The following is a 24,653-nucleotide window of genomic DNA, read 5'->3' on the forward strand; positions in this document are numbered from 1 at the left end:
CGCGACCCGGGGAATCCCGCGGAAAATGAGGTCAGCGGGCAGCTCGTGCCTGCCGCGTGCCACGTGCGGCAAGAATGGCATCAGCCTGCCGACCCCGGCTTACGCAGTTGTGAGCCTAGTCGACTCGCTGGTCGACGCGCAGGGCGGTCTAACTCGGTCGACCAGGTGCGATTCCAGGCCGCCACCTCAGGATCCGGGGTCGTGAGGCACATAGGGCGCGGCGCGTCATCCGGGCATATCACCGAACCGGCATTCGGGCACGCACTTCCTCCTCGGCGAGTCACGCGATCCCGGCGACGGGCCAGCCTCAGGTGGACCAGCTCACGCGCGGGTGGTCGAGGCGATACTGGGCTCATGTCAATTCACCGCGGAACCGTCATCGATGTCGTGGACCCGGCCGGGCTTGGGCGTTTGAGCGTCGAGATACCAGCAGTCGGCGTTGAGCCGATGTGGGCTCCGGTCGTTATCCCGTTCGGTGTCGACGGCTTCCAACCACCCGAAATCGGCATCGGAGTGTGGGTCGCGTTCGAAGCAGACGATTCCACGGCTCCGGTCGTGCTGGGCGTCATTCCGCAACAGGCCACGTGAGCTGGTTCCCGGGCCGGCTTCAGCACCAATACACAATGCGGAAGGGGGCCGGGCCCCGAGCGGTGGTCGAGAGCCCTGCGCGCTGGCTGGGGCGCATGGTGACGCCGGATGACCGCCGCGCTGTCGGAATACGACCCGCGGGGCCAAGTTCGAGCGGATCAGCGGCACGCCGCGATTCAGGAGCGACTGTCCGGTTGACCGGCACCTCGGCGGCATGATTCGATCACATCGGTTCGACCTCGGTCCCTGGGCCGCTACGCTCCCCCCGTGCCCAGCACAGCACAGCAGGTCAGTGTGAGCCTTCTCCGGACTGATCGATCGCCGCCGCGGGGGTTGCCACCTTCACCCAAATCGGCGGATGTGGTTTGCGGCGCTCGCGATAGAGCACAAACGCAAACGGAGCCCAGATGATCACCGCAAGACCGACTCCGACCAGCATCCCACCGACGGTGTCGGATATCCAATGCGCTCCGAGGTAGGTGCGGCTCAGCATCATCAGCAGTGTGTAGGCGGCCCCCACGATCCATATCCACATGCGCCAGAAGATGATTCCCAGCGTCGTGGCGATGAGCGCTGCATTCGCGCTGTGGCCGGACGGGAACGAGCCGACGTCGGCCGCGACGAGGATATCCGTCGGACGCGGACGACCCACGAGGTTCTTCATGACGAGGACCACCAGCTCGCTCGCGATCGCGGCGCAGACGAAATACAGCGCCGCCCACGGCCTTCGCCAGATCAGCAGGCCGGCGATGATGACGAGCGGAACGATCGCGATCGCGCTGATGCCCCCGCCGATCCAGTTCAACACGAGCGCGGGGACCGTGAACACCGGCGCGCGAGCCTCGACCAGTTCCCCCATCCACTCCACCTCGAAACCGAACGGCTTGTCCGCCTGGCGATAGAAGATCACCGCGCCGAGCAGGACGACAAGCAGCAGCGCGGCAGCCGCTGAGACCACCCACCACAGGCGGGCGATCTTGACCGGCGCGGGGGCTGCGCCGCTGACCAGCTCCGAGACGTCTTCGTCATCCATCTGTCGATAGTACGTTCAACGGTCGCGACGACGGCCGGCGAACACGCACGACGAGCCACCCCACGACGTCCACGTTCCGCGGTGAAGGACCCCCCGAGTGCGCGGTACCCGACCCTCAGGGGCGGGTGCTGCCGCATTTCGCGTACCGCTGGAGCCCGGTCATACGGGCCCGCGTTGGCATCTCCGCGATCTCGCCGTGGTGGCTGAGTATCCGGGGGTCTGGCTACCGTCACGTGGGTGGCAGTATGTGATGCGCTGGCCGGGCTGGATCCGGCGCAGCGTGAAATAGGGCTCGCAAGCGATATCGTGCGCCAGCCCGACTCGCTGGCGAGCGCCCCGAAACTTGTACCAACTCGCGGAGAGCGCCTCGTCGGCCGCAATGGCGTCAGCCTTTTCGTCAGTGAGGTCGAGGCCCATGCTCCGACGGGCGATTGACCTCGTCAGGGCCTGCCGGAACTGCTCGAGTGTCGTGCCGACATCATTGTCCGGCGGAATCTCAGAACTCGGAATTGTCATTCACTCGCCCTTCGAAAGGCTGACCCAGAGAATACTCGCGTGCGCTGGCGGGAACCTCGGTCTCGGTGAGGACCCAGCCCAGGGCAAGGGTCGACCACACGAGCACATCCAGATCTGGACCCTCACTTTGCTCTCTGCAGGGTCCGGTTCCGCCCGCTAGGGCTCGACAGGGTCGAATCAGTTCGGCGACTCACCGGAGGGCCGGGTTGCCGGGTCCGGGTGAAATGACCCGATCTCCGAACCGCCCGGTTTCGTCGGCGGGCCGGGACCGACGATTACGCCGACCCAAGACACGCCGAGCCGGATTTCGGCGAACACGTCATCCTTCTTCTCCTTGCCGCTCGCAGACGCCGCCAGACCAAACACGCGCGAGACGTTCAGGATGACACTTGTTCTCTACTTAGTCCCTAGGTAGAATACGACTGTGACCTCGAAGGCACCGAGAATGACCATCCCGACGCAGCTGGTGCTGCGTGCGTTGCTGAGCGACCCGAACCATGAGCTATACGGGATGGAGATCGGTGAGGCGGCGGGGCTGCCAAGCGGCACGGTGCACCGGATTCTGGTCCGGTTGGAGGGGCTCGGCTGGGCGACCTCGGAGTGGGAGGACGTCGACCCCTTCGTTGTCGGCCGCCACGCACGCCGCTACTACAAGATTGACGCCCAAGGCGCGGAGGCCGCCCGCAACGCCCTCGCCAGGGCGTACCAGACCCGCCGCACGCCCCGGCGGCAAACCGGGCACGCACTGCAGATCGCGGCATCCGCGTGGTCGCTGCGTTCGGCACATCCCATCCGGACCGAGGAGGAAGAACCATGCTGACCGTGCTGCGGACCAAACCGCTGCTGTGCACCCTGAACATGTGGCACCACTGGCATGTGGAGAGCTCCCCCGACGGGGAGCGGCATCAGCGCTGCATCACGTGCGGCAAGGACCGCACCGACGTGTTCAGCTGGCGCTGGGACGGCAGCGAACCCCACATCGGCAGCAAATGGTGACCCAAATTGACGTCGAGCGGCCCAGAGCGCGGCCGACCGGTACGCGCAGCTCCCCCCGCGGGGCTGGTGCCCCGCTCCCGGCAGCCGCGGTGATGCGCGCTGATAGCCCCGACGTGAAGATCGCCCGCATCCGCGATGAGGACCGGATGGGCCCCAAGCGCCCGGAGGGCTGGACAGCAGACGACTGGTGCGCGGGCGCTGTCTGGTACGGGCTCACCTACGGCGGCGAGGTGCCGACGTCGGGCGTCATCTACGTCTGCGAGTGGACCGGCTCTGACCCTGGCCATCGTCAGAACATCCTGCATCGCGATAACTGCCCAGAACTACTGAACACCGAGCCACTCGAAACCATTGACACGTGGGAAGCCTTTCGGCGCCTCCAGGTCGCCCGCGAGTTGTCCGAGAGCGGATACTTCCGCCGCGACCTGTTCTGCGAGCTGTGCATGAGAACGCAACACCGTTAGCCCGGCGCGCATGGGGCACGCAGCGATCGGCTACGGACCTCGTCTGGCGCCGCGATGGGCTACTATCGCCATTCGCGGCGACGTTGGGCTGGTCGCGGGATCTCGGATACGTGCAGATCAAGGATGCCGTTGGCACGGTGTCTGCTTGCCGGCAGTAGGGTCGGCGTCGTGGAACCTCTGGCCCCAGGGATGCGGCGTGTCGACAGAGTCATGCGCCGTCTTCCTGGATCGTCCGTGTCGAAGGCGACGCCGGAGCAGATAGAGCGAAGCAGTGTTCTGGTGCGCCGGAAGTGATGGCGTCGATCTTGATGGGCAGCCGCCCGAGGGGGGTGGCCGTCGCGGATCGCACGATCGAGGGGATCAGGGTCCGCGTGCACGCGCCGACCATACCTGGCACAGCGCGCCCCCTGATCATCTACTTCCATGGTGGGGGTTTCGTAATCGGCGATCTGCGTGGCGGCGACTGGATGTGCGGCACGGTCGCGAAGGGGTCGGATGCGATTGTGCTGTCCGTCGAATATCGCCTGGCTCCGAAGCATCCGTTTCCTGCCGGTGTCGAGGACTGTTACGCGATGCTGGTCTGGGCCGCAGACGACGCCGCTGAACTCTGTGCCGACGCGGACCGGCTCGGTGTCATGGGCGAAAGCGCCGGAGGAAATCTCGCTGCCGTGTCGCGCTGATGGCCCGAGACAACGCAGGCCAGCTGATCCGTCACAAAGCCCTGCTGTATCCCGCGACCGGTGCGGGGGACACCGAATCCCGTCGCGCGAACGCGGACGCGTACATCCTCACGGCCGGGGACATGGCCAAGTTCGGTGAACTCTACGGCGGGGATGTCGACGACTGGCGAGTGTGGCCCCTGAAGGCGGAATCGCTGGCGGGTTTGCCGGCAACGACGGTCGTCGTCGGTGGCACGACCCCCTCCACGATGACGGCGTGAGCTGCGCGGCCGCGCTCCGCCAGGCGGGGGTTGACGTTCAGCTCATCGAATACCCGGCAATGCCGCACGGGTTCCTCGACTTCCCGCGATTCGCGAGGGACGCGGACACGGCCATGGCAGCCGTCGTCAAAGCGCAGCGATCGGCCTTCGGTTAGCACCGGCGTTCGGCCACCCCGTGAGGCGCAACTCCACGCAGCTCGCGCAAGGGCAGCGTCGGAACGAGGACTTCGCACTTCGTGCACAGCCCGTCGATCCAGCCGTGCACGCAGAGGGATCGGTTAGCGAACGGCGTCCCGGACGAAATCTCAGAGGTCGCGGTGGGCGTCCGGGTCGTCTGCGAGCCGGTCTGCCTCGCGCGCCACGGCCTCCTGCTCGGCCTCGCTCAGCGGCGGGAGGCCGACTTCGTCGGCCGGGATGCCCGCGTACGGGTCGGCGCCGGGGAACTCCTGACTGAACGAGCCCGCGATGACTCCCCCGGGGGGAACCTCGTCGCCTGCGGCGCCCAACAGTGTCTCCTCGTCGGGAGCCTGCTCCGGTACGTCGTCTCCGAGGTGCTTACGATGCCACTCGCCGCTCATGTTCACTCCCACCAATACCAACAGCGCCACCCCGATCATCATCGAGACGATGAGGATGTGGGCCAGGTTGCAGACCGCCGGCATCATCCACGGCGTGTTGATGAAGTCTACGACGTGTCCGACCGCGAACCCCGGCCCGCGCGAGCGGCGGTCAGACGCTGCGCACATGCTCCAGCACCTCAGGGCGCGCTCCTATCTTGTCTGGTGCCATGAAAGCTGACCCTGGCTGGCATCGGCAGGATGTGCGCTCCTCTCTTCCGACGAACGGGGCAGCGAGGAGCTTTGACATGACCGACGCACGGTTCGAGCACTCGACTTTCACACCAACCGATGCCCCCACTCGGCGAGTGGGCCTGTGTCCCGACGTTGCCTGTCGAGGCAGCCACCACAGATCAAATCGCAGCCAGCATCAACGACCGGCTTCTCACCACGGACGACTGACCCGAAGCGGCCCGCCAACTGCGAGCATCCTCCGTGGTGGTCGCCGCCGGCCGTCTGGGCCGCCCGCAAGGTCCCCGATACCGGCACGGCCGCGTAGGGATCCACCCTGCGCTGGTCAGTGCCTGAATGCCTCGAGGTTGAGCCCGACCAGATCGGGGCGAGTGGGAGCCAGCCGGGCAGGGACCACCATTCCGACCCGCGGCCAATGCTTGCGCGGCAGGACCGCCTCGACGCTGACGGTTCTCGACTCCATGTCGGGCGCCTCGGCGAGGACCTCGAGCGTGCACCTCGAGTACGGCGCCCGGCCGACGGGCTCCGATACCGAAAGGATCCTCGCAGTCCCCTTGACGGCCGCGTCCATGGGATCGCTGAGGAACGTCTTCAGCCACCCCGCGCCGGTCTCACCCACACTCATGCCTACAGCCTAAGGCGGTCCCGGACGACCCGATCCGGCATCCGCTCGGAGGGCCATCCGAATCGGCCGCCCGGAAGAATCCCTTACTGGGGCCAATGCCCGTTGGCGGACCACAATCGCATGCGCTCGGGCCCGCACGCCGCCTACCCCACGCGCGCACTGCCCCCTTAGCGATCGCTCACGCGCGGCTGGATGCACGCACCGACATGCTCGCGCGCTTGGGGCGAAAGATCCCGCTCGACGCACCGTCCCGGGTTCGGGCCGCTTGGCTATCGACTCGCGGTTTGCTTCGGCCACAAACGGACCAGCTGCAGTCCTCGGGTCTAGGAGCTGCTCCGTTGTCTCCGCGGTTCGGGCCCTTCCTGCTGACCGTTGGAACAGCCCCGCCAGTTCCTGGGCTTGGGACGCAGCTGGGCGACCCGAGCCCAGGTTCTCCATCTCAGAGGGTCGAGGCGAAGGGGTCGAACCCTGCGGGAAGGAGTGGAACAGGCGCGACAGTGCTCTGGATCTTGACCGTCTCACCGCTGGAGACCGATTCGGCGGCTGACAACAGGACGTCGAGCACATGGAATCCGAGTTCCCCTGAGGCGACGTGCGGACGCCCTTCGGCAATCGCGCGGACCATGTCCAGAGCGCCGAGCCCGCGGCCGATCTCGATCTGGTCGTGCTCGATCTCGATCCATGGCTGATCGAACGACATCCCGTCACGGAGGACGCCCAGCGGTTCGACGACCGCGATGCGGCCGGCGAACTGATTCGGGTCAGGGATTACGATCGATCCCTCGGTGCCGTGGATCTCGACGACGCCGTGCCGCTCGAGTGCCGAGTCGAAACTGAGCAGACTCTGCGACTGGGCACCGGAGTCGAACGCCGCGATGATCTGAATCGTCGAGGGCACCTCGACGGGGAAGGTGTCGCCCACGTTCGGGCCGGTGTGGATCTGCCGCTCCTCGCTCGCCTTCAAGCCGAAGGCCGACACCCGATCGACCGATCCGAACAGGCTCACCAGGGCGGAGAAGTAGTACGGACCCATGTCCAGCAGCGGCCCCGCGCCGTGAGCGAAGAGAAAGGCAGGGTTCGGATGCCAGAGGTCGGGTCCCTGTGTCTGGAACGCCGTCTGCGCGAACAGCGGGCGTCCGATGCGGCCCGCTTCGATCGCGCGGCGTGCCGCCTGGAAGCCTGGGCCGAGGAGCGTGTCAGGTGCCGACCCGACGCGGAGCCCCGCGGCCGCCGCCTCGCTCAGCAGGAGAGCGGCGCCGTCGCGGTCGAGGCCGAGCGGCTTCTCCGTCCAGACGTGCTTACCCGCCGCGATCGCGGCCCGCGACACCTCGACGTGCGCTGCCGGGATCGTCAGGTTGATCACCAGATCGACACCTGAGTGCGCGAGGACGTCGTCCGCGGTTCCGTGTGCGGGAACCCCGTACTTCTCGGCCTGCTCGCGGGCCCGCTCGACGACCAGGTCGCCGAGTATCACGACCTCGACGTCGGGGAACGACGCGAGGTTCTGCAGGTACGTGTCGCTGATGACTCCGACGCCGATGATGCCGATACCGACCGCGCTCATCGGACGAACCCGCCTTCGGTGAGGAACGCATAGCTCGCGGCGATGTCCTCGAACACGTCTCCCGGGGCGTTGTCGTACTCGATGACCGCGTACTTCACGGCCGTCCCCGCGCGCAGCGCGTCGGCGAGTGGCACGTCGCCCTCGCCCGGGCGGCGCTGGTCGAGGCTCGCAGAGCCGAATTCCCCGGCATCCGGACCGAACGGGTTCACCGCAGGGGCGATGCCGTCCTTCACGTGCACCGCGACGAGCCGGTCGCCCAGTCGCGAGACGAGGCCGACGCCGTCCTGGCCGCCGACGAGCGCCCAGAACAGGTCGAGTTCGATCGCGACGCGCGGGTCGGTGAGCTCGACGAAACGCTCGTACGCGGTCTGCCCGTCGAAGTCCGCGACGAACTCCTGTGCGTGGTTGTGGTAGCCGACACTCAGCCCGAAGCCTGCGGCTACGTCGACGAGGCGGTTGAGGCGGTCGGCGATATCGGTGACACCCTCGATCGTCAACCACCGGTCCGGAGCGACGAACGGGTCGATCACCGTCGTGATTCCGATCGCCGCGGCCGCCTCGAAGACGATCTCCGGCGCCGGCGTGGGGATCGAGCCGTCGGGCGTCCACAGCTCGTCCGAAAGCAGAGGCGCGTGCCCGGTCGGCGAGGACAGTCCAGCTGCGCCCAGAGCGCTGCGAATCTCATGCGGACGGCGGACGAAGTCGAACGCCTCCACATTCTTCAAGCCGATCGCCGCAAGCTTGTCGAGCGAGCCGCCCATGTCGGCGGAGAACGCCTCCGCGAGCGTGTAGAGCTGGACGGACGCTTGGGGCTTAGATGATTCAGGCAGGACCACGATGACCTTTTCTTCGGTGAGTGCGGGCAGCGATCGCGTGCCCGGGGGTAGACGAGCGAAAACCTCCAGATGGAAGTTTATGTGCAGGGCACCTCGCCGGTCAACCGTCAGCCAACGAGCGCGCGAGCAGGTGGTCGAGCATCGCGAGTGCCGCCTCGTGGTCGACTGCCGGGTCGAGCAGCCATTGGGTCTGGAGTCCGTCGGATGCGGCGACGACCAACGCCGCGACGAGCTCCGGGTCGACGTCGTCGCGAAGCCGCCCCACAGACTGCAGGTGCCGCACTCGATGAGCGAGGTCCTCGCGCACACGTGCGAATCGCTGGGTGGCGAATTCCTGCGCGGCGGAGTGGCCATCTTCGAGGGCCTTCGCGACGAGCGCCGAGTAGAGCTGGACCAACCCGGGAATCTCGCGATTGTCCTTCGCCGAGATGCGCATCAGCTCAGCTGGGCTCACGTCCGGCGCTGCCGGCCCCTCACCATCCGCCCGCAGTTCCGACTCCCGGTACACCGCGACGAGCAGTTCCTCAAGGGAACCGAAGTAGTGCGTGAGTGCGGCGTGCGTGACGCCGACCTCTTGCGCGATCGCCCGCAGGCTGGTTCTCTGCGCGCCCCGCTTGGCGAACACCTCGATCGCCCGGTCGAGGATCTCCTTGCGTCGTGCGACCCCTTTCGGATAGCTGCGCCGATCGGAAGGCAATTCGGGTGGAGGGGCGCTCATCGTCGAATTCTAGCCAGCGCGTGGCATCCGGGCTCTTCGGCCATCGGCTCCAACCAGCCGGGGTCGTCCCACACGGTGGGATGGAGCACAATGAGCGGCGAAGATCCCTGGCGGCCGAGGAGTCCGCCTCCTGGAGGTCGGCGGCACGGATGACCTCAGCAGGGGGCCGTCAGCCCATGCTCAGTGGTCGTCAGTGAAGGGTCTCGCCTCGTTTGAGCACCTCGACGTAGTCGGCAACGCGCGCGACTCGCGAAGCTGGCCGCTTGAGATTGGCCACGCGGAAGGCCATTGCGAACCGGTTCTGCGCGGACTGGGCCGCGAAGGCCTCGGCGATCTCCGGGTCCGCGTTCAGGGCTTCCTGCAGCTCCACCGGGAGGTCGCCGTCGCGTTGCCGATAAGCGCTGTCCCATCGCCCGTCCGCCTTCGCGCGGTCGATCTCGTGCTGGCCACGGGGCCGCATGCGACCTTCCTCGATCAGCCGCGTCACGTGACCGATGTTGACCTTTGACCACACGCTTCGCGGTCGCCGTGGCGTGAAGGTCTGCAGGAAGTGGTCGGCGTCAATGGATTGCGACTGCCCATCGATCCACCCGAAGCACAGCGCGACATCGAGCGCCTCTGCGTACGTGATCCCCGGTTGAGTCGACGCCTTCTTCCGCAAACGCAGTCGGACCCCGTTCGGATCGGGGTCCGAGTTCAACCAGGCTTCCCACTCCGCGACTGTGTGCACATGCAGCTCGGGCTTGATCACGTGGGTGGGCATGAGGGGAGGATAGCTCTTGCCCTCGGACCGACGCCCGCCTGCCCGCCCGAAGATGATCGATGACCCAATCGGTCGAAGCAATTGAACCGCGTCGGTGAGTACGAGGTGCTCCACGACCTTGCCCGCTGAGGGATCCGCTGTGCGCCTTGAGCGGCGTGGCAACACAGTGGCAGCAACTGAATGAAGTCGCGGCGGACGGGTCTGATCGAGGCGCGTCCATCCTGTCGACTGCAATGGTGCAGTATTGCTGAGCGACGATTCATTGACCTAGGAGGGCGTCGTTGGTCCAGCCCGTTGAAGCCCCTCCCGCACCGTCGGCCATGAGGGCCACTTGGGCGTCGCCCCTATACCGTGGCGCGACCATTGCGTTGTTCCTGTCCGGACTCGGGTTTTCAGCTGCCGCCCCGCAGATCGCGCTGTTCCTCGTCAATGTGCTGCATGTGTCGTTGTCGACGGCGGGCCTCTACTACCTCACGAACCTTACTGCGCCGGTCGCCGGGTATCTGATCGGAGCTCGATCCGACCACACAGGCAAGCGCCTGGGCCTGTTCCGACTGTGTGCCGTCGCTGGTTTCGTCGGCTGGCTCGGGATCGCATTCTCGACAGAGGCATGGATGCCGTTCGTCATCAGTGCAACCGTCCTCGCCTTCGCCGGGGCGGCGAGCTCCCAACTCTTCGCCGCAATTCACGACGATCTGAAAGCCAGCGAGAGTCCCGTCGCCGATGGTGTCACCTCGATCGTGCGGATGGCTCTGACCGCGGGCTGGATCGTCGGACCCGTGCTGGGTGCGTTCCTGACCGCCGAGTTCGGGCCTCGCACAATGCTGATCAGCACGGCGATCTTCACTCTCGCCCAGATCGTGCCGCTCGGCTTCCTGCGCTCTTCCACGACATTCGAAGCAGACTTCACCGTCGACGCAATGACGGCGGAATCCGAACGGAATGTCCGTGGCCGCGGCATCCGCATCATGCTGCCGCTGCTCACCTTCACCGGCCTCTACGTGCTCGTCTATGCCGGCGAACCGATCAAGTACGCGTACCTGCCGATTTACATGAACGACTACCTGCACCTGCCGGCAGTGGTCAGCGGCGCCGTGATCGGCATCCAACCGCTCATCGAGCTGATCCTCATGCCCATCGCCGTGATCGTCGCCCGACGCATCGGCATCATGCGACTGATGGTCATCGGCGCCGCATTCGGCGTCGGCGCGAACCTCTGCTTCGCATTGACGGATTCCGCGGCGGGGATGTTCGCGGGCCAGATCCTGATGGGCGGCGTCTGGGGCATCTTCGCCGGCCTCGGGATCATCGTCGCGCAGCGTCTGCTTGCCGAAGCGGTTGCCACGGCATCCGCCGTCTTCATGAGCTCCACGGCGGTCGCGAGCGCGCTCGGAGGACTCACAGGCGGTCTCGGGGTCGCCTTCCTCGGACTCCCGACGGTCTTCCTCGTGCCCGCCGCATACGCCGGTCTGGCCACAATCGGGATCGCCATCATGAGCCGCTCCCGCCACTCGGTGAACTGACGCGGATCCACGGGCTCGGGCAGCGACGACCAGACGAGCCACCCGCACCGACCCACGTGCCGCGAGCAGCGCACGCTGCGGGATCGGCTGCTGACCAGGTGGTCGATGCCGGTCGTGGTTCGACGGTTTCGGTGGGAAGGGCGTGCACATTGATGCTCACCACCGTGAGGATAGGCACCATGACTATCACTCGTACTCTCACCGGTGAGGGGCTGCCGACGGGATTCCCGTTCAGCCTCGCCGCTGCAAGCAACGGCACGTGCTTCATCAGCGGTATGCCCGCGCTCGGACCGGACGGTGCGTACAGGCCGGGCACGTTCCAAGAGGAGGTCGCCCTGGCGTGGCACAACATCGCCCGAATCGCCGCTGCCGCCGGGTACACCACCACGGAGATCGTCTACGTGCAGTGCGTCGTGGCCGACATCGACGACTACGCCACCCTCAACGACTGGTGGCATCAGCAGTTCCCCGACATCACAACTGCGCCGGCACGATTCACGTTCCAGGCCGCCGCGCTCCCGTTCGGCTGCAAGATCGAGATCCAGGCTGTCGCTGCTCACGGCGACTGACTCCGCCGTCAGCGCGGCCGAGACCGCCATCAATTCAGGTGATCCGACCAGAGACCGTGACGATCCATCCGCTGTCACAGTGCCCGCATGGGGATCCTCGATCGACTGCGCGGCTGGCCTTGCGTCCGAGTCGGCCCTGCAACAGTCTCGAAGTGGGAGGGCGAGCGTGGAGGCCCTGCCAGCTGGTGCGCAGGTATGGAGTGGTCTGGCGTGAGTCGCGTGGTTCGAGCTGATGGCGGGTGAGCTGATCTCCGAGACGCTGGACTATGACGGCGGCCGAGGCGTCACGGTCTACCTTCCAAGGGCGCCGATCGAGGCAGTGGTCTTCGCCGGAGATGGTCAGGAAACCGCCCAATGGGGCAGCCTTCTAGATACCGCCGACGTTCCGACGACGATGATCGTCGGTGTCCACGGTCTGACGGATGAGACGCTGCGGCTGCAGGAGTACTCTCCTGTGTTCGACGCGGGCCGCTTCGCGGCACACGAGTCCTTCTTCACCGGCGATGTCCCCCGATGGGTGCACTCGCAGTTCGGCATCGCTCTGCCAGCGGCGCGCACCGCGGTGTTTGGCGCATCTGCGGGCGGAGAACTCGCCCTCGCCCTCGGGCTCCGGCATCCCGACCGATTCGGCGCCATACTGTCAGGCTCGCCCGGGGCAGGCTACCAACCGGGTGACGAGATGCCGGCACGAATCCCCCGCACGTACCTCGTCGCCGGCACACAGGAACCGTTCTTCCTCGAGAACGCGACGCGGTGGGCGCTCGCCCTCAGCGATGCCGGCGCCGACGTCGTGCTGCAAGAGAGAGTCGCCCAGCACGGACCCGACCTGTGGCGGGCGGAGCTGCCGACCATGGTGAAGTGGGCATTCGGCTGACGCGATGCAGGTCCCATCGAGCAGAGCCTCGACCCAATCAGTTCGGACGACAAGACCGGCAATCTTGGATCGAAGCTACCGGACGACCATGCCCGATAAGGGATCCGCGACGGTCACCGCGCCGGACCACGATCGCCGCGCCACCACACCGCGACCCACAGACCGCAGCGCCGGCAAATCCGCGCTCGTCCAGCCTCGAGCTCGTGAACCTTTGCCCGCGGCAGTTCGCGGCCACAGCACGAGCACACCACCCGTTCACCGCTCATGCGCCCCCGATTGCCTCCGCCAACTCGTCGACTGTCGGCATCCCCGGCAGGCCGTCCGGCGTGCGATAGATCCGGCAGGCAAGGTCCGAAGTGCCGACCGCGGGGGGAAGCGATCTTCGTCGTCGAGGGTGATCGTGGGCGAGCCGGCGAACGGCACGGCAGCGGCTTCCCCGGGAGTGCGAAGGAGCTGACTCTCCATCCGCGTCATCGTGCCCTCGAGTCGAACCAGCGCCAGACGAACACGGTCGCCAGCATGCTCCCAGTTTGGGCACTCGCTGATGTGAAGCACCTCAATCTTCATGCCCACATTGTCCCCCGCGACTCTCTCACGGAATCGATGGCCCCAGCCGCCTGGTGACGCGCCTGCGACCCGATGGAAGCGCATGATCTGTGCGCACGAGGAAACGGCTCCGCTGACCGCCCGCAGCGGCGCCAATCCGCGCGGTGCGTCTGCTCCAAAGGCGAATTCGACATCGACGTCATCCACGTTCATCACGGTACGCGCACGCGCACCTTCTCACCCATGGCCGACGAGCTTCACGACGAGCGCGACGCCATCGCCCGCGGCGATCGGATGCGAGATCTTCGACGCCGCAACCGTGAAGGGTACTGGTGAGACCCGGTGGTACGCCACAGCCGTCGGACAGTCCTGGATGTGGAGAGTTGTTCATCCAGCACGCACCTGAGCACGCTGTGGGCGGGGTATCACCGTGCGCGTGCACCGCTCTGTCCTTTCGAGTGAGGATCTCACCGCCTCGCGTTCACCCTCGAAGAAGGGCTCAGAAATGGCGACCAGCGGATTTGCGGTCAGCGTGTACGTGGACAATCGGGAGAACGTGACGACGGCTATCACGGGGACGACCTCACCCGTCGTTCCTGTGGGGAAGATGCTCGTCGTCGAGCACATGTCCGGCTACGTCGCCGTGCGAGAAGGTGACGCCGTCGATCAAATCTCGGCGACAGGTCGCGACGATCTGTCGGGCACTACCGGGACCGTTTACCTGCCTGTGCACTTCGCCTCCCGCCCGCTGAACTTCGGCGGACAACTCGGAGTCGCGTGCATGCATCAGTTCGGAGGACCCGCCCGGCTTTACGTGTCGGCGGGGAACGGCGTCGACTTCCGTGCTGACGCAAACTCGGCCGGCATCCTCAAGGCGAATCTGGTGGGGTCCCTCATCGACGCCACCATCGCGTGAGATCCAGATGATGAAACAGCCAACCGACAAAGTTCGGCAGGATCGCGCTCCATTCCCGAACGCGTGCTGGCCCCGACCTCGACGAGCGGGAAGCGTCGATCAGCCAAGCGACACCGAGAATCGGATCGCCCGGTGCGTACTGTCAGGGACCGGGTTGTGGGCGGCGCTTACGCCGCAGATAGTCCATCACCCCGACGCCGCATCGTCTCCCTGCCCCGGGCGGCGACGTCTATGGTTAGAGCGCAATCCGATCGCGGGAGCGACCAATGTGGGGTGATATCCCGACCTGGCTGGGCTTGGCACTGGCAGCCGCAGCCCTTGTGTACGCCGCAAGACAAGTCTCGTTGGCCGCGAAGCAGCGCGAAGATTCGCTGACGGCGCAGCTCGCGACGGAGCGGAGCGTCGAGGGGTCACTGCTCCTGCAGATAGACGATCGGCTGAACGATTTCGCGGACGTGCACGTACTCCTTCGGCCCGGAGGCGCGTGGCAAGCCGAACTGGGAGGTCCCGCTTCGGCAGAGGAGTGGTCACGAGTGGAGGGATACCTTGGCGCACTCGAACGTGTCGGGGTCATGGTGGAGAGTGGATCGCTCCGTCCCGAGATCGTTGCGAAGCTATACGGATATCGCCTCCGCAACATCTACGCGAACGCGCAGATCAGAGAACAGAAGTTGGTGAGACGGGCGGACGGATGGCAGGACCTGCTGCGGTTGATTGACGTCGTCGAGGCGACAGGGTATTCCGTGCGAGCCTGAGGGAGAACGATGTGTCAGCGACGTGCTCCCAGATGAGCAGCGATCGGAGACTCCACCAGATAGGCGGATCGAGCGGGCTGTCGCAGAATGGCACGGATCCGCGGCACTCGGGTTGAGCCCGCCGGACACGGGATGAGTGCGCTGCCGGACCGGCATCCGTACGCGGCTCGACCCGCGAGGATGCTCGAACCCGGGGACCGCCAGCTGCATCCGGCTGCGGAGCGTGATTGATTGCAGGGAACACCCAGCCCACACCGACTGCGGACGACCTACACTCACTATCGGGAGCCGCGCTACAACGCGCTCATGGAGGTATGGCTCGATGAGGTTTCGCAGAGGGTTGATTCCCGCGATCGTTGCTCCGATCGCCGTCGTGGTCGCGGCTATCGCGGTGCCGTCGATCGCCTACAGCGCCTCGCCGCCTCCCGACAAGACGCCTGCCCAAGTACTGACTCTCATCGCGGGCAGCCATGACGCGCACTATTTCGGAACCGTGCAGCAGACCTCAGATCTAGGCCTACCGCCGCTGCCCACCTCGATGGCGCCCGATTCCTCCTCGCAGGGCTTGGACGCGGTGAGTCTCGTCGCACTCGTGACGGGCTCCCACTCGGCGCAGGTCTATGTCGACGGTCAATCGAAGCAGCGCGTGCAGATCCTCGACACTCTCAGTGAGCGCGACCTCATCCACAATGACACGTCGGTGTGGACGTACGACGCGAAAGCCCGCACCGCGACGCATCTGACTGCCTCACCTCACGAGCCGAACGCGCAGACCGACCAGGCGCTGACACCTGCGGCGATGGCCGACGGTTTCATCGCTTCGATCACGCCCACGACGTCGCTGACGGTCTCGACAGACACGTTCCACGGGCGTGGCGTGTATGAGCTCACGTTCGAACCGCGAACCTCGGCCACCCTCGTCGGTAACGCGGTCGTCACCGTCGATGCCGAGACCGGCGTGCCGCTGGGTGTCCACGTCACGCCACGCGGGCAGACCGCGTCGGCTTTCAGCATGGCGTTCACCTCGATCGACTTCTCGCGACCGGATTCGAGCGTGTTCTCGTTCACGCCGCCGACGGGAACGACGGTTCACGACCTGACCCCGCCGGCCGACGGTTCGAACTCGATGCATCCCGGCAACGGTGACGTGACGGCACCGACTGTGACGGGGTCCGGATGGGAATCCGTGGTCGAGGTCGCCGCCGGTACAGGAACCTCAGCAACGACAGACCAGACACCGCGCGACCTCTCTCTGCTGAACGAGCTCACCCAAAGCGTGAGCGGCGGACGGATGCTGCGGACCTCGTTGTTCACGGTGTACCTACGTGACGACGGGACCGTGTTCGCCGGGGCTGTGCCGGCCTCGACGCTGCTCGCGACCGCGAAGTGAGCAGCCCGCCCGTCGATGCTCAGGATGCTGCGACCGCCGATGCGGTGATCGTCACGCGCGGCCTGACCAAGAGGTTCGGCCGGTCGGGCGGGCGCGCCGCCGTGGACGATCTCGACCTGGAAGTGCCTCGAGGCTCGGTATTCGGCTTCCTGGGCCCGAACGGCTCGGGCAAGACCACGACGATCCGCATGCTGCTGGGACTGGCCACCCCGACGGCCGGCAACATCCGGCTCCTCGGTGGCGACATGCCTCGCGCGACCGCGACGGTTCTGCCGCGAGTGGGCGCGCTCGTGGAAGGACCGGCGTTCGCGCCGTTCCTGAGCGGCGCGGCCAACCTCGCACGCTTCGATTCCGCGGACCCGACGTCCTCGCGGAGCACCCGTGGCGAGCGCGTGCGCCACGCGCTGGAACTGGTCGGACTCGGCGCCGCAGCGCACAAGCGTGCCGGCGCCTACTCGCTCGGCATGAAGCAGCGGCTCGGGTTGGCGTGCGCGCTTCTCGGCCCTCGCGAGCTGCTCGTGCTCGACGAGCCGACGAACGGCCTCGACCCCCAAGGAACCCGCGAAGTGCGGACGCTCATCCGGGCGCTCGCCGACCACGGGACCACCGTGTTCCTCTCGAGCCACCTGCTCAGCGAGGTCGAGCAACTGTGCACGCACGTCGCCGTCATGCGGTCGGGGCGCCTTGTGACCAGCGGCACGCTCGAGTCGCTCCGCGCCGAGGGTTCACCACGTGTGCGGGTGCGCACTCCCGACGCGGAGGCCGCGGCATCCACTCTGCGACGTCTGGGACTCGAGGGTGAACGCGCGAGCGCAGATGAAGTGGATGCCGCGCTGCGGCCTGGTCTGCCGGTCGAGCTCGTGACGGCGGAGCTCGTCAATGACGGTGTGCGCGTGCGCGGCGTCGCAGTGACCGGCGCGAGCCTCGAGGAGAAGTTCGTGGAGCTGACGGGCGAGGGCTTCGATGTCGACGGTTGAAGCCTCCGTGCGGGATCGAGACGCGGGCGCCCGTCGCCGGCCCTTCGCGCTGCTCGGATCCGAGCTCGCGACAGTGTTCCGGCGCTGGCGCACGATCGTCATGCTGGTCGCGCTCGCACTGGTTCCGGTGTTGATCGGGGTGGCCGTGCGGCTCACGGGCGCCGGATCTCGCGGGCGGGGACCTGCATTCCTGAGCCAGATCACCGACAACGGCCTGTTCATCGTATTCACGGCGATCACGATCTCGATCCCGCTCTTCCTGCCGCTGACCGTCGCGGTCGTAGCCGGCGACTCGATCGCGGGCGAGGCGAACTTCGGCACGCTGCGTTATCTCCTGATCGCGCCCGTCGGTCGCGTGCGCCTGCTCGTGGTGAAGTTCGTCACAGCCTGTGCGTTCGTCATCGCCGCGGTGCTCGCGATCGTGGTCGGCGGCGTGGCTGCGGGCTCGGCTCTGTTCCCCGTCGGTCCTGTCACCCTCCTGTCGGGCGACACGGTGAGCCTCGGCGAGGCGTTCATCCGGATCCTGCTGCTCGCCGGCTACGCGGCCGTGTCGCTCCTCGGCCTGTGCGCGATCGGACTGTTCATCTCGACGCTCACGTCACTGCCGGTCGGCGCAATCGCCGCGACCGTGGTGATCGCCGGCGTGTCACAGGTGCTCGATCAGCTCCCGCAGTTCGACCTCATCCACCCGTATCTGCCGACCCACCCGTGGCTCTCGTTCGGCGACCTGCTGCGCAGCCCGATCCTGTTCGACTCCTTCGGCCAGAACCTCGTGCTGCAGCTGGCATACGTCGCGATCTTCGGCAGCTTCGCGATCGCGCGCTTCACGACGAAGGACATCTTGAACTGAGGGTCGTGGATGCCCACCCCCTCCCCCGCCGTGCCCCCGTCGGAGCGGGCTGATGGACCTCGTGTCGCGCACGGCGTCGTCCGACAGCATGTGTCGACGGCGGCGCCGATACCAGCTCCCCGCGTTGCGAGAAGTCGGGTTCCCCCGCCTCGAGCTGGCACAGGATCTTGAGACTTGTACTCTACCTAGTCCCTAGGTAGAGTACAACTGTGACTGCGAAAGCTCCGAGGATGACCATTCCGACCCAGTTGGTCCTGCGCGCCCTGCTGAGCAACCCTGATAGCGAGCTCTACGGCGTGGAGATCGGCGCCGAGGCCGGGCTGCCCAGCGGAACCGTGCACCCGATCCTGGCGCGGCTGGAGGGACTCGGCTGGGTGACGTCCCGATGGGAGGACATCGACCCATCGGTTGCGGGCCGCCCCGCCCGCCGGTACTACCAGGTCGACGCGCAAGGCGCTGAAGCTGCGCGAAACGCGCTCGCCATGGCCTATCAGTCCCGCCGCGCGCCGAGGACGTCCCTGATTCCACAGCCTGGGGAGTGAGGCACTGATCATGATGGACCGTGAGGCGCCGGAACTTCAGACCCCGGCGTTCGTGCCCTCGCTTCTCATCTCGTTGGCGGGACGGGTCCTTCCCGGCGGCTCCCGGCGTGATCGCTACCGGCAGGAGTTCCTGGCAGAGCTGTACGGGATGACCCCCGCGCGCCAGACCGCCCACGCACTCCAGATCGTGGCGTCTTCGTGGTCGTTGCGTTCCGCCACGTCACACCCACAGCGGGAGGGGAAGACAATTCTGACCATTCTGCGGAGCAAGCCGCTGCTATGTCTGCTCAACATCCGACACCACTGGGAGGTGCAGAGCACCCCCGACGGCGAGCGCTACCAGCGCTGCACCAAGTGCGGCAAGGATCGGATGGAGTATCCCTGGGGCCCCGACCCCAAGCGCTCCGCCCCCATAGGGGGGGTTGGCTAGGCTCGCCGATCGCGCACCGCGCCACGGGCCTCGATCTGCGGGCTCACGCAACGCCGCTCCACGCTCTCCAGGACCCGGCGCGCGTGAGCCGCCTCGGAAGCGCCCAGCAAGTATCGTGGCGCGACGCAACTCGACAGCCCGATCACGGGTCGCCACGATCACGCCGACCCCAAGACACGCCGAGCCAGACTTAGCCGGTGTCAGTCGCCGGATCGAAGGGTCGACTCGTCCGCCGGTTGAGCGAGCTGCTCGAGCAGTTCGGCTGCTCGTGCAGCTCCGCCGAGCGACCGCAGTTGTGCGCCGACGCGGGCTGCGACATCCCGGTATGACGGGTCTGTCGTGACCCTGTCGAATCCGGCTGCGACCTGATCCGCGGTTGGCGTGCCGGTCTTGAGGTTGACGGCTGCTCCGGTCCATGCGACGCGGGAGGCGATCTCGGGTTTGTCGAGGTCCCCTCCAGCGATCACGAGGGGGATGTCGTGGGCGAGCATCGCGAGCGTCCCGCCCCATCCTCCATTCGTCAGGGCGACATCCACTCGCGGAAGGAACTCCGCGTAAGGCAGGAATCCTGCGACCCGCGTGTTGGAGGAGACGGGGAAGGGCAGCTCATCATCTCCGGGGACGCCCGTCGCCACCACGACGAGCAAGTCGTCGCGGTCGGCCAGGGCCTCGAGCGTCGGCACGATGAGGTCGGCGGGATCGATGTTCTGCGTCCCCTGCGTGACATGTACGACCCGTCGGCCTTCGAGTTCGCTCCACCATGCCGGCAGCGCAGGCGACGCCTGCGGAGGCATCCGGAGCTCGCCGACGAAGTGCAGGAAGTCGGGCCGGTCGGTGCGCTCGAAGTCCAGCAGCGGGGATCCGCTCGCAACGATGAGCTGTCGTGAGAAGGCGATCTTCTCCATGGTCAGCCCTCGCGGCCGGAGGCCGATAGATTCCTCGGATCTCGCGATGGCCTTCACGAGCGATCGGGCGATGAGCGGCGCAGTCGCGCGGAGGGCGGCATCCCTCGCCTTGGTGAACGGGTTCGTACCGGGCCACAGACCCAGTCCGGCGGGAGGACCCTGCGTCCCGGCGAGATTGAGCGGGATGATCGAGATCGTTGCCCATGGGCCGCCGTTCTGCTCGGCGTACAGCGCCGCGCCGATCGAGACGTCGTCGCCGGCGATGGCATCCCACGGTTCCCTGACCCACTCGTCCCGAAGATCCTGCACCTGCGCGGCAGAGGTGTTGATGAAGACGTCTTCGACGTTGATGAGGAGCTGGCTGAGCCCCTTCCTGCCCCGGAGCCGAGGGAACGTCGCGGCGAGGTCAGTCTCATCGAAGTCGGGAGCGTGATGCCAGGGGACGAGCCGGGCACCCGTCGACTCGACGGCCGCGCGGAACGCGTCGCCCGAATAGACGCGCACGTCGTGTCCGCGGGCGACGAGCGCAGTCGCCATCGCGCGAATGGGATTGATATGCCCCGTGAACGGCATTGCCGAGAGCAGGAAGCGGGCCATGCGACCCAGGATGCCGTGTGGAATCAGGATCCCGCGAGCGCGAGCCCGGCGCGGCGCCGGCGTTCACAATCCGCACGTGCCCACCGCCAGTACGCCGTCACCGCGGCCAGAGGCGCGGCCCCTGGTGGGCTCAGCACTCCCCAACGCAAGCCGGTACTCGAACGGGGAAGCAACCAGGCACGCGAATACCCGCAGCCGAGCCCCCTTGGTGCATTGCCCGAGTACGGACCCGCTGCGGCAAGTCAGTAGTCGATCCAAGTCCAGCTACTCACCTCATGCCCTCGCGCGTAGGAGGATCCTTATGCGTGCCCGAGGCCGAGGTTTCCGACCTGCTTCATCCCAGGTTGTGAGCGGACGCCTGATAGCCGACATGCCGGCAAGCGTCGTGCGCTGAGTCGCATACTCCTTGGATCGCGTCGATAGGCAGCCGTGGTCGCTGAGGGAGTCGCTGCGGCTCGGCTATGCGTCCTTGCCGAACTCCGCAGCAACGTCCGTGAGGTGTGGGATGGCCCGGTCGATCATCTCCATCGTCGCGGTGAGCGACACCCGGAAGTGATGCGGTTGATCGAAGAGACTCCCGGGCATCAGGTAGACGCCTCGCGCCTCGAGTGCGCCGCAGAACGAGAGCGCATCGCCGCCAGGTGCTCTGCCCCACAGGTAGAAGGTGCCCTCCGGGCGGGTGACCTCGAATCCGGCATCATCAAGCGCCCTATACAGCCGATCGCGCTTGCGGGTCAGCTCGGCGATGTCGATCGAGAGCGTCTCCAGCGCCGGCACCGCGAACTGCATGACCGCATCAGGGAATCCCCATCCGATCGCGATTCCCAACGGCAGGAGAGCAGCGCGCAGCTCACTCCGCTCTTGCGCGGGAAGGAGCGGGGACAGCGCGAGGTACCCCAGCCGCTGCCCGGGGGCAAGGAGCACCTTGCCGTAGCTGTAGTCGATCGCGGTCCACGGGTACGAGGCGGCCGGGCTTGCGAACGGGATCCCGTCGAAGCGGATGCGCCGGTAAGGCTCGTCCGAGAGCAGCCAGATACGTCGCCCGTGAGTGCGGGAAGCTTCCTCGAGGATCTCGGCCAATGCGTCCCAGTCCGCCCTCGGGTAGACACGACCGGTCGGATTCGCCGGCGAATTGACGATCACGATCCGCGTGCGCGGCGTGATCGCCCGGGCGATCGCGTCGACATCCAGGTCGAAGTTTGCAGGGTTGAGTGCGGCGCGCACGGGAATGAGGTTTGCAAGGCGCAACATGGGCTCGTACGCGAACCAGCCGGGGATCGGGATGACAACCTCATCGCCTGCGTCCGCCAGCAACGCCAACGCCAGGGAGATGGCACCGAACGCGCCCTGCGTCATCGCGGTGTCCTCGGGTTCGAAGGCCAATCCCAGCTCGGCCCGTAATCCGGCCGTGACAACCTCCTGCGCCTCACGCTCGCTGGTCTTGTAGGCGAACCAGTCGACCGACCGTGGCTCCACCTGGGCACGGAGGGCCGCGGAAAAACCGGGCAACGCCATCTCGTGCGGATTGCCGAACGTGAAATCCAGCGCGTCGGGATTATCCCCGAGCGCCTGGATCCGTGCGAGGAACCTGGTCACCACCTGCACCGAAGCCATCGCTCCGGTCGCGCGAGCCGACATCAACACCGCGATCACCCCATCCCCAGCACCGCGTACGGGACTCTGCCAGCTTCCCAAGGCCCGCGACATGCGTCAATCACTCCCAGGACGCCGAGCTTGCGACGGGCCGGGCTGATGCTGACGGTTACTTCATCGGGGGCACAGGGCGGTCGGGATTGAGCTCCTGCATCGCGCGGTCGTCCCGGCGCTTCATCAGAAGACCGAACAGCCGAACCATGCGTTCGAGCCCATCGACGTCCGCGCAAATTCGGCAGAACTGACTGCTTACTCCGGACGCGGGCAGTCTTGGCTGGCTTCGTTCAGCGTCTCAGATGGGGATCAAGACCGCCCGCGCCGACCTCCCTTTGGCGTTCGGCGCCCGGATGGGGTCCAGTCACGCGAGCGAGCAAAGATGGACTTCCCAAACCCCTCCCAGGCGGGCAGTGTTGCTCCTAGTCCGACCTGACCGAGGAGAGCCCCCATGTCGATCTTTCGCCCGCGTCGGGCCGCCGTTGCCTTCGTCGCCGCCCTGGCACTGGTCCTCACCGGCGCTGCCACCGCTGAGGCCACGGGGGCGGCCCCGAAGTCGGCGACCGTGACCGTCAATCTCATCGCCTTCAACGACTTCCACGGCGCCATCGACCCTCCCACGGGCAGTGGTGGGCTGGTCAACGGCACACCGGCGGGCGGGGTCGAGTACCTCGCCACCGCGGTGAAGAAGCTGCGGGCCGTGCAGAAGGCGGAGTCGCCGTACAGCTTCACGGTGGCGGCCGGAGACCTCGTAGGCGCGAGCCCGCTGGTCAGCGCGGCGTTCCACGACGAGCCCACGGTCGAGGAGATGAACAGCCTCGGGCTCGACGTGACGAGCGTCGGCAACCACGAATTCGACGAGGGCGTCGCCGAACTCCTCCGCCTGCAGAAGGGCGGCTGCCACCCCGTCGACGGTTGCCAGGACGGCGATGGGTTCGCCGGGGCGAAGTACCCGATGCTGGCGGCGAACGTGGTCTACAAGAAGTCTGGACTGCCGATCCTCCTGCCCTTCACGATCAAGAACGTGGGCGGCGTCAAGGTGGGCTTCGTCGGGATGACACTCGAGGGGACTGGCGGCATCGTCAACCCGGCCGGCGTCGCCAACGTCAAGTTCCTCGACGAGGCGACGACGGCGAACTTCTACGCCCACGCGCTGCGGTTTCTCGGCGTGAAGTCGATCGTCCTGCTGCTGCACGAGGGCGGCCAGCAGGGCGGACCTGCTCCTCAGGACCCGAGCGGCTGCGTCGGCTTCTCGGGCGCAGTGACCGACATCGTCTCGAAGCTGGACCCGGCGTACGGCGTGGTGGTCAGCGGCCACACGCACCGGTCGTACACCTGCGCGTTGCCCAACTCCTCGGGCGCCAGCACCGTCGTGACCAGCGCCGGGAGCAACGGCACCCTGCTGACGGACATCAGCATGACGGTCGACAAGAAGACCGACAAGATCGTCGCGGCCGACGCGCACAACCTGATCGTCGAGAACGGAGTCAAGAACGCGGACGGGACATGGCAGCAGTCAGCCCCGGGCGTATACGTCCGCAACCCCGTGACGGTCGACGCCGCCGCCAAGGTGATCGCAGACAAGTACCGCATCGCGGTGGCGCCGCTGGCCAACCGGGTCGTCGGGTCGATCACGGCCGACATCACCCGGACGGTGAACCCTGCGGGCGAGAGCGCACTGGGCGACGTCATCGCCGACGGCATGGTCGCCTACACGTCGGCCGCCGGGGTCCAGGTCGCGCTGATGAACCCCGGTGGCATCCGAGCCGACCTGGTGTTCGGGAACTCACCGGGTGGAGAGGCACCGGGTCAGGTGACGTACGGCGAGGTGTTCACGGTGCAACCGTTCAACAACCTCGTGGTCACGGTGACGGTCACCGGCGCCCAGCTGAAAGAGGTCCTCGAACAGCAGTTCGTGGGCTACGCCGGGCAGACCGTGACGAGGATCCTGCAGGTGTCGAACGGGTTCACCTACCAATACTCCGCATCCGCGCCGCTCGGGAACAAGGTCAGCAACCTGGCGCTGAACGGCACCCCGATCGACCCCGCAGCGACATACCGGGTGAGCACCAACGACTTCCTAGCGAACGGGGGCGACGGGTTCACCAACCTCACCGCCGCCACCGACCGTGTCACTGCACCGGGGTTCGACGTCGATTCGCTCGCCGCGTACCTCGGCGCCGCACCGCGGGGGCCAGGACCGCACAACCGGGTCACAGTAGTTCCATGACAGCACCCTGACGACAACAGTCAGATCAACACCGACCCCAGCACCTTGGT

The 24,653-nt window shown here is 66.7% G+C and carries 24 protein-coding genes and 1 pseudogene; 16 read left to right on the forward strand and 9 right to left on the reverse strand.

Translation table 11 applies throughout. The features are described from left to right. Nucleotides 1-354: 354 nt before the first annotated feature. A complete protein-coding gene (locus tag ABD212_RS16740) occupies nucleotides 355-588 on the forward strand; it encodes a phage baseplate assembly protein V (RefSeq protein WP_344096819.1) in 234 nt (77 codons plus the stop codon). Between the two features lie 289 nt (nucleotides 589-877). Here the strand turns inward: ABD212_RS16740 and ABD212_RS16745 are convergent, their stop codons facing one another. Further along, nucleotides 878-1,621, reverse strand: a complete 744-nt coding sequence (locus ABD212_RS16745; protein ID WP_344096821.1) for a phosphatase PAP2 family protein — start codon at nucleotides 1,619-1,621, stop codon at nucleotides 878-880. 961 nt (nucleotides 1,622-2,582) lie between these two features. Here ABD212_RS16745 and ABD212_RS16750 point away from each other — a divergent pair. The 4 genes and pseudogenes from ABD212_RS16750 to ABD212_RS19030 all read left to right on the forward strand — a co-directional run bounded on the left by ABD212_RS16750 (nucleotide 2,583) and on the right by ABD212_RS19030 (nucleotide 4,692). Next, entirely contained in the window at nucleotides 2,583-2,957 is a 375-nt protein-coding gene (locus ABD212_RS16750; protein ID WP_344096824.1) for a PadR family transcriptional regulator, read from the forward strand. Next, nucleotides 2,951-3,133: a hypothetical protein gene (locus ABD212_RS16755; protein ID WP_344096826.1), complete on the forward strand. Its 183-nt coding sequence runs from the start codon at nucleotides 2,951-2,953 to the stop codon at nucleotides 3,131-3,133. The genes ABD212_RS16750 and ABD212_RS16755 overlap by 7 nt, the downstream gene beginning before the upstream one ends. A 113-nt stretch (nucleotides 3,134-3,246) precedes the next feature. Next, the gene (locus tag ABD212_RS16760; RefSeq protein ID WP_344096828.1) at nucleotides 3,247-3,597 is read left to right on the forward strand and encodes a hypothetical protein; all 351 of its coding nucleotides are present in this window, start codon (nucleotides 3,247-3,249) and stop codon (nucleotides 3,595-3,597) included. A 308-nt stretch (nucleotides 3,598-3,905) separates the two neighbouring features. Next, nucleotides 3,906-4,692, forward strand: a pseudogene (locus ABD212_RS19030) (alpha/beta hydrolase). A gap of 150 nt (nucleotides 4,693-4,842) precedes the next feature. Here the strand turns inward: ABD212_RS19030 and ABD212_RS16775 are convergent. The 6 genes from ABD212_RS16775 to ABD212_RS16800 form a co-directional block, all read right to left on the reverse strand. Next, nucleotides 4,843-5,283: a signal peptidase II gene (locus ABD212_RS16775; RefSeq protein ID WP_344096835.1), complete on the reverse strand. Its 441-nt coding sequence runs from the start codon at nucleotides 5,281-5,283 to the stop codon at nucleotides 4,843-4,845. A 388-nt stretch (nucleotides 5,284-5,671) separates the two neighbouring features. Beyond that, a complete protein-coding gene (locus ABD212_RS16780; protein WP_344096837.1) occupies nucleotides 5,672-5,971 on the reverse strand; it encodes a hypothetical protein in 300 nt (99 codons plus the stop codon). Nucleotides 5,972-6,410: 439 nt separating this feature from the next. Next, nucleotides 6,411-7,535: a Gfo/Idh/MocA family protein gene (locus ABD212_RS16785; RefSeq protein ID WP_344096839.1), complete on the reverse strand. Its 1,125-nt coding sequence runs from the start codon at nucleotides 7,533-7,535 to the stop codon at nucleotides 6,411-6,413. Continuing rightward, on the reverse strand, nucleotides 7,532-8,296 hold the full coding sequence (locus ABD212_RS16790; protein ID WP_344096913.1) for a sugar phosphate isomerase/epimerase family protein: 765 nt from the start codon (nucleotides 8,294-8,296) through the stop codon (nucleotides 7,532-7,534). The genes ABD212_RS16785 and ABD212_RS16790 overlap by 4 nt, the downstream gene beginning before the upstream one ends. A gap of 175 nt (nucleotides 8,297-8,471) precedes the next feature. Beyond that, a complete protein-coding gene (locus ABD212_RS16795; protein ID WP_344096841.1) occupies nucleotides 8,472-9,089 on the reverse strand; it encodes a TetR/AcrR family transcriptional regulator in 618 nt (205 codons plus the stop codon). Between the two features lie 190 nt (nucleotides 9,090-9,279). Beyond that, complete coding sequence (locus ABD212_RS16800) at nucleotides 9,280-9,852, reverse strand: YdeI/OmpD-associated family protein (RefSeq protein WP_344096843.1); 573 nt, start codon at nucleotides 9,850-9,852, stop codon at nucleotides 9,280-9,282. 368 nt (nucleotides 9,853-10,220) lie between these two features. Between ABD212_RS16800 and ABD212_RS16805 the strand changes: the two genes are divergently transcribed. From ABD212_RS16805 to ABD212_RS16850, 10 genes are all read left to right on the forward strand, one after another. Further along, a complete protein-coding gene (locus ABD212_RS16805; protein WP_344096845.1) occupies nucleotides 10,221-11,375 on the forward strand; it encodes an MFS transporter in 1,155 nt (384 codons plus the stop codon). 179 nt (nucleotides 11,376-11,554) lie between these two features. After that, the gene (locus tag ABD212_RS16810; RefSeq protein WP_344096847.1) at nucleotides 11,555-11,944 is read left to right on the forward strand and encodes a RidA family protein; all 390 of its coding nucleotides are present in this window, start codon (nucleotides 11,555-11,557) and stop codon (nucleotides 11,942-11,944) included. Nucleotides 11,945-12,176: 232 nt separating this feature from the next. Then, a complete protein-coding gene (locus tag ABD212_RS16815; protein ID WP_344096849.1) occupies nucleotides 12,177-12,818 on the forward strand; it encodes an alpha/beta hydrolase in 642 nt (213 codons plus the stop codon). Between the two features lie 1,051 nt (nucleotides 12,819-13,869). Then, entirely contained in the window at nucleotides 13,870-14,280 is a 411-nt protein-coding gene (locus ABD212_RS16820) for a hypothetical protein (protein ID WP_344096851.1), read from the forward strand. 266 nt (nucleotides 14,281-14,546) lie between these two features. Then, nucleotides 14,547-15,035 carry a hypothetical protein gene (locus ABD212_RS16825; RefSeq protein ID WP_344096854.1) on the forward strand — a complete coding sequence of 163 codons (489 nt, stop codon included), beginning with the start codon at nucleotides 14,547-14,549 and terminating at the stop codon, nucleotides 15,033-15,035. A gap of 322 nt (nucleotides 15,036-15,357) precedes the next feature. Then, on the forward strand, nucleotides 15,358-16,425 hold the full coding sequence (locus tag ABD212_RS16830; protein WP_344096856.1) for a LolA family protein: 1,068 nt from the start codon (nucleotides 15,358-15,360) through the stop codon (nucleotides 16,423-16,425). Further along, nucleotides 16,422-17,402 carry an ABC transporter ATP-binding protein gene (locus ABD212_RS16835; RefSeq protein ID WP_344096858.1) on the forward strand — a complete coding sequence of 327 codons (981 nt, stop codon included), beginning with the start codon at nucleotides 16,422-16,424 and terminating at the stop codon, nucleotides 17,400-17,402. The genes ABD212_RS16830 and ABD212_RS16835 overlap by 4 nt, the downstream gene beginning before the upstream one ends. Further along, entirely contained in the window at nucleotides 17,389-18,252 is an 864-nt protein-coding gene (locus tag ABD212_RS16840; RefSeq protein ID WP_344096860.1) for an ABC transporter permease, read from the forward strand. Before ABD212_RS16835 ends, ABD212_RS16840 begins: the two co-directional genes overlap by 14 nt. Before the next feature lie 230 nt (nucleotides 18,253-18,482). Further along, nucleotides 18,483-18,794: a PadR family transcriptional regulator gene (locus ABD212_RS16845; RefSeq protein ID WP_344096863.1), complete on the forward strand. Its 312-nt coding sequence runs from the start codon at nucleotides 18,483-18,485 to the stop codon at nucleotides 18,792-18,794. Between the two features lie 10 nt (nucleotides 18,795-18,804). Next, entirely contained in the window at nucleotides 18,805-19,224 is a 420-nt protein-coding gene (locus ABD212_RS16850; RefSeq protein ID WP_344096866.1) for a hypothetical protein, read from the forward strand. 200 nt (nucleotides 19,225-19,424) lie between these two features. Here ABD212_RS16850 and ABD212_RS16855 read toward each other — a convergent pair whose 3' ends face one another. After that, the gene (locus ABD212_RS16855; RefSeq protein WP_344096868.1) at nucleotides 19,425-20,726 is read right to left on the reverse strand and encodes a glycosyltransferase; all 1,302 of its coding nucleotides are present in this window, start codon (nucleotides 20,724-20,726) and stop codon (nucleotides 19,425-19,427) included. A 459-nt stretch (nucleotides 20,727-21,185) separates the two neighbouring features. Beyond that, complete coding sequence (locus ABD212_RS16860) at nucleotides 21,186-22,322, reverse strand: aminotransferase class I/II-fold pyridoxal phosphate-dependent enzyme (RefSeq protein ID WP_344096870.1); 1,137 nt, start codon at nucleotides 22,320-22,322, stop codon at nucleotides 21,186-21,188. Nucleotides 22,323-22,824: 502 nt separating this feature from the next. Here ABD212_RS16860 and ABD212_RS16865 point away from each other — a divergent pair. After that, on the forward strand, nucleotides 22,825-24,603 hold the full coding sequence (locus ABD212_RS16865; protein ID WP_344096872.1) for a bifunctional metallophosphatase/5'-nucleotidase: 1,779 nt from the start codon (nucleotides 22,825-22,827) through the stop codon (nucleotides 24,601-24,603). Nucleotides 24,604-24,653 lie beyond the last annotated feature (50 nt).

Origin of the sequence: Microbacterium deminutum, assembly GCF_039530205.1 — a bacterium.
Taxonomy (GTDB): domain Bacteria; phylum Actinomycetota; class Actinomycetes; order Actinomycetales; family Microbacteriaceae; genus Microbacterium; species Microbacterium deminutum.

Coding starts and splice junctions, on each gene's coding strand:
- ABD212_RS16740 (WP_344096819.1), top strand. CDS start 355: ATGTCAATTCACCGCGGAACCGTCATCGATGTCGTGGACCCGGCCGGG.
- ABD212_RS16745 (WP_344096821.1), bottom strand. CDS start 1,621: ATGGATGACGAAGACGTCTCGGAGCTGGTCAGCGGCGCAGCCCCCGCG.
- ABD212_RS16750 (WP_344096824.1), top strand. CDS start 2,583: ATGACCATCCCGACGCAGCTGGTGCTGCGTGCGTTGCTGAGCGACCCG.
- ABD212_RS16755 (WP_344096826.1), top strand. CDS start 2,951: ATGCTGACCGTGCTGCGGACCAAACCGCTGCTGTGCACCCTGAACATG.
- ABD212_RS16775 (WP_344096835.1), bottom strand. CDS start 5,283: ATGTGCGCAGCGTCTGACCGCCGCTCGCGCGGGCCGGGGTTCGCGGTC.
- ABD212_RS16780 (WP_344096837.1), bottom strand. CDS start 5,971: ATGAGTGTGGGTGAGACCGGCGCGGGGTGGCTGAAGACGTTCCTCAGC.
- ABD212_RS16785 (WP_344096839.1), bottom strand. CDS start 7,535: ATGAGCGCGGTCGGTATCGGCATCATCGGCGTCGGAGTCATCAGCGAC.
- ABD212_RS16790 (WP_344096913.1), bottom strand. CDS start 8,296: ATGGGCGGCTCGCTCGACAAGCTTGCGGCGATCGGCTTGAAGAATGTG.
- ABD212_RS16795 (WP_344096841.1), bottom strand. CDS start 9,089: ATGAGCGCCCCTCCACCCGAATTGCCTTCCGATCGGCGCAGCTATCCG.
- ABD212_RS16800 (WP_344096843.1), bottom strand. CDS start 9,852: ATGCCCACCCACGTGATCAAGCCCGAGCTGCATGTGCACACAGTCGCG.
- ABD212_RS16810 (WP_344096847.1), top strand. CDS start 11,555: ATGACTATCACTCGTACTCTCACCGGTGAGGGGCTGCCGACGGGATTC.
- ABD212_RS16815 (WP_344096849.1), top strand. CDS start 12,177: ATGGCGGGTGAGCTGATCTCCGAGACGCTGGACTATGACGGCGGCCGA.
- ABD212_RS16820 (WP_344096851.1), top strand. CDS start 13,870: ATGGCGACCAGCGGATTTGCGGTCAGCGTGTACGTGGACAATCGGGAG.
- ABD212_RS16825 (WP_344096854.1), top strand. CDS start 14,547: ATGTGGGGTGATATCCCGACCTGGCTGGGCTTGGCACTGGCAGCCGCA.
- ABD212_RS16830 (WP_344096856.1), top strand. CDS start 15,358: ATGAGGTTTCGCAGAGGGTTGATTCCCGCGATCGTTGCTCCGATCGCC.
- ABD212_RS16840 (WP_344096860.1), top strand. CDS start 17,389: ATGTCGACGGTTGAAGCCTCCGTGCGGGATCGAGACGCGGGCGCCCGT.
- ABD212_RS16845 (WP_344096863.1), top strand. CDS start 18,483: ATGACCATTCCGACCCAGTTGGTCCTGCGCGCCCTGCTGAGCAACCCT.
- ABD212_RS16850 (WP_344096866.1), top strand. CDS start 18,805: ATGATGGACCGTGAGGCGCCGGAACTTCAGACCCCGGCGTTCGTGCCC.
- ABD212_RS16855 (WP_344096868.1), bottom strand. CDS start 20,726: ATGGCCCGCTTCCTGCTCTCGGCAATGCCGTTCACGGGGCATATCAAT.
- ABD212_RS16865 (WP_344096872.1), top strand. CDS start 22,825: ATGTCGATCTTTCGCCCGCGTCGGGCCGCCGTTGCCTTCGTCGCCGCC.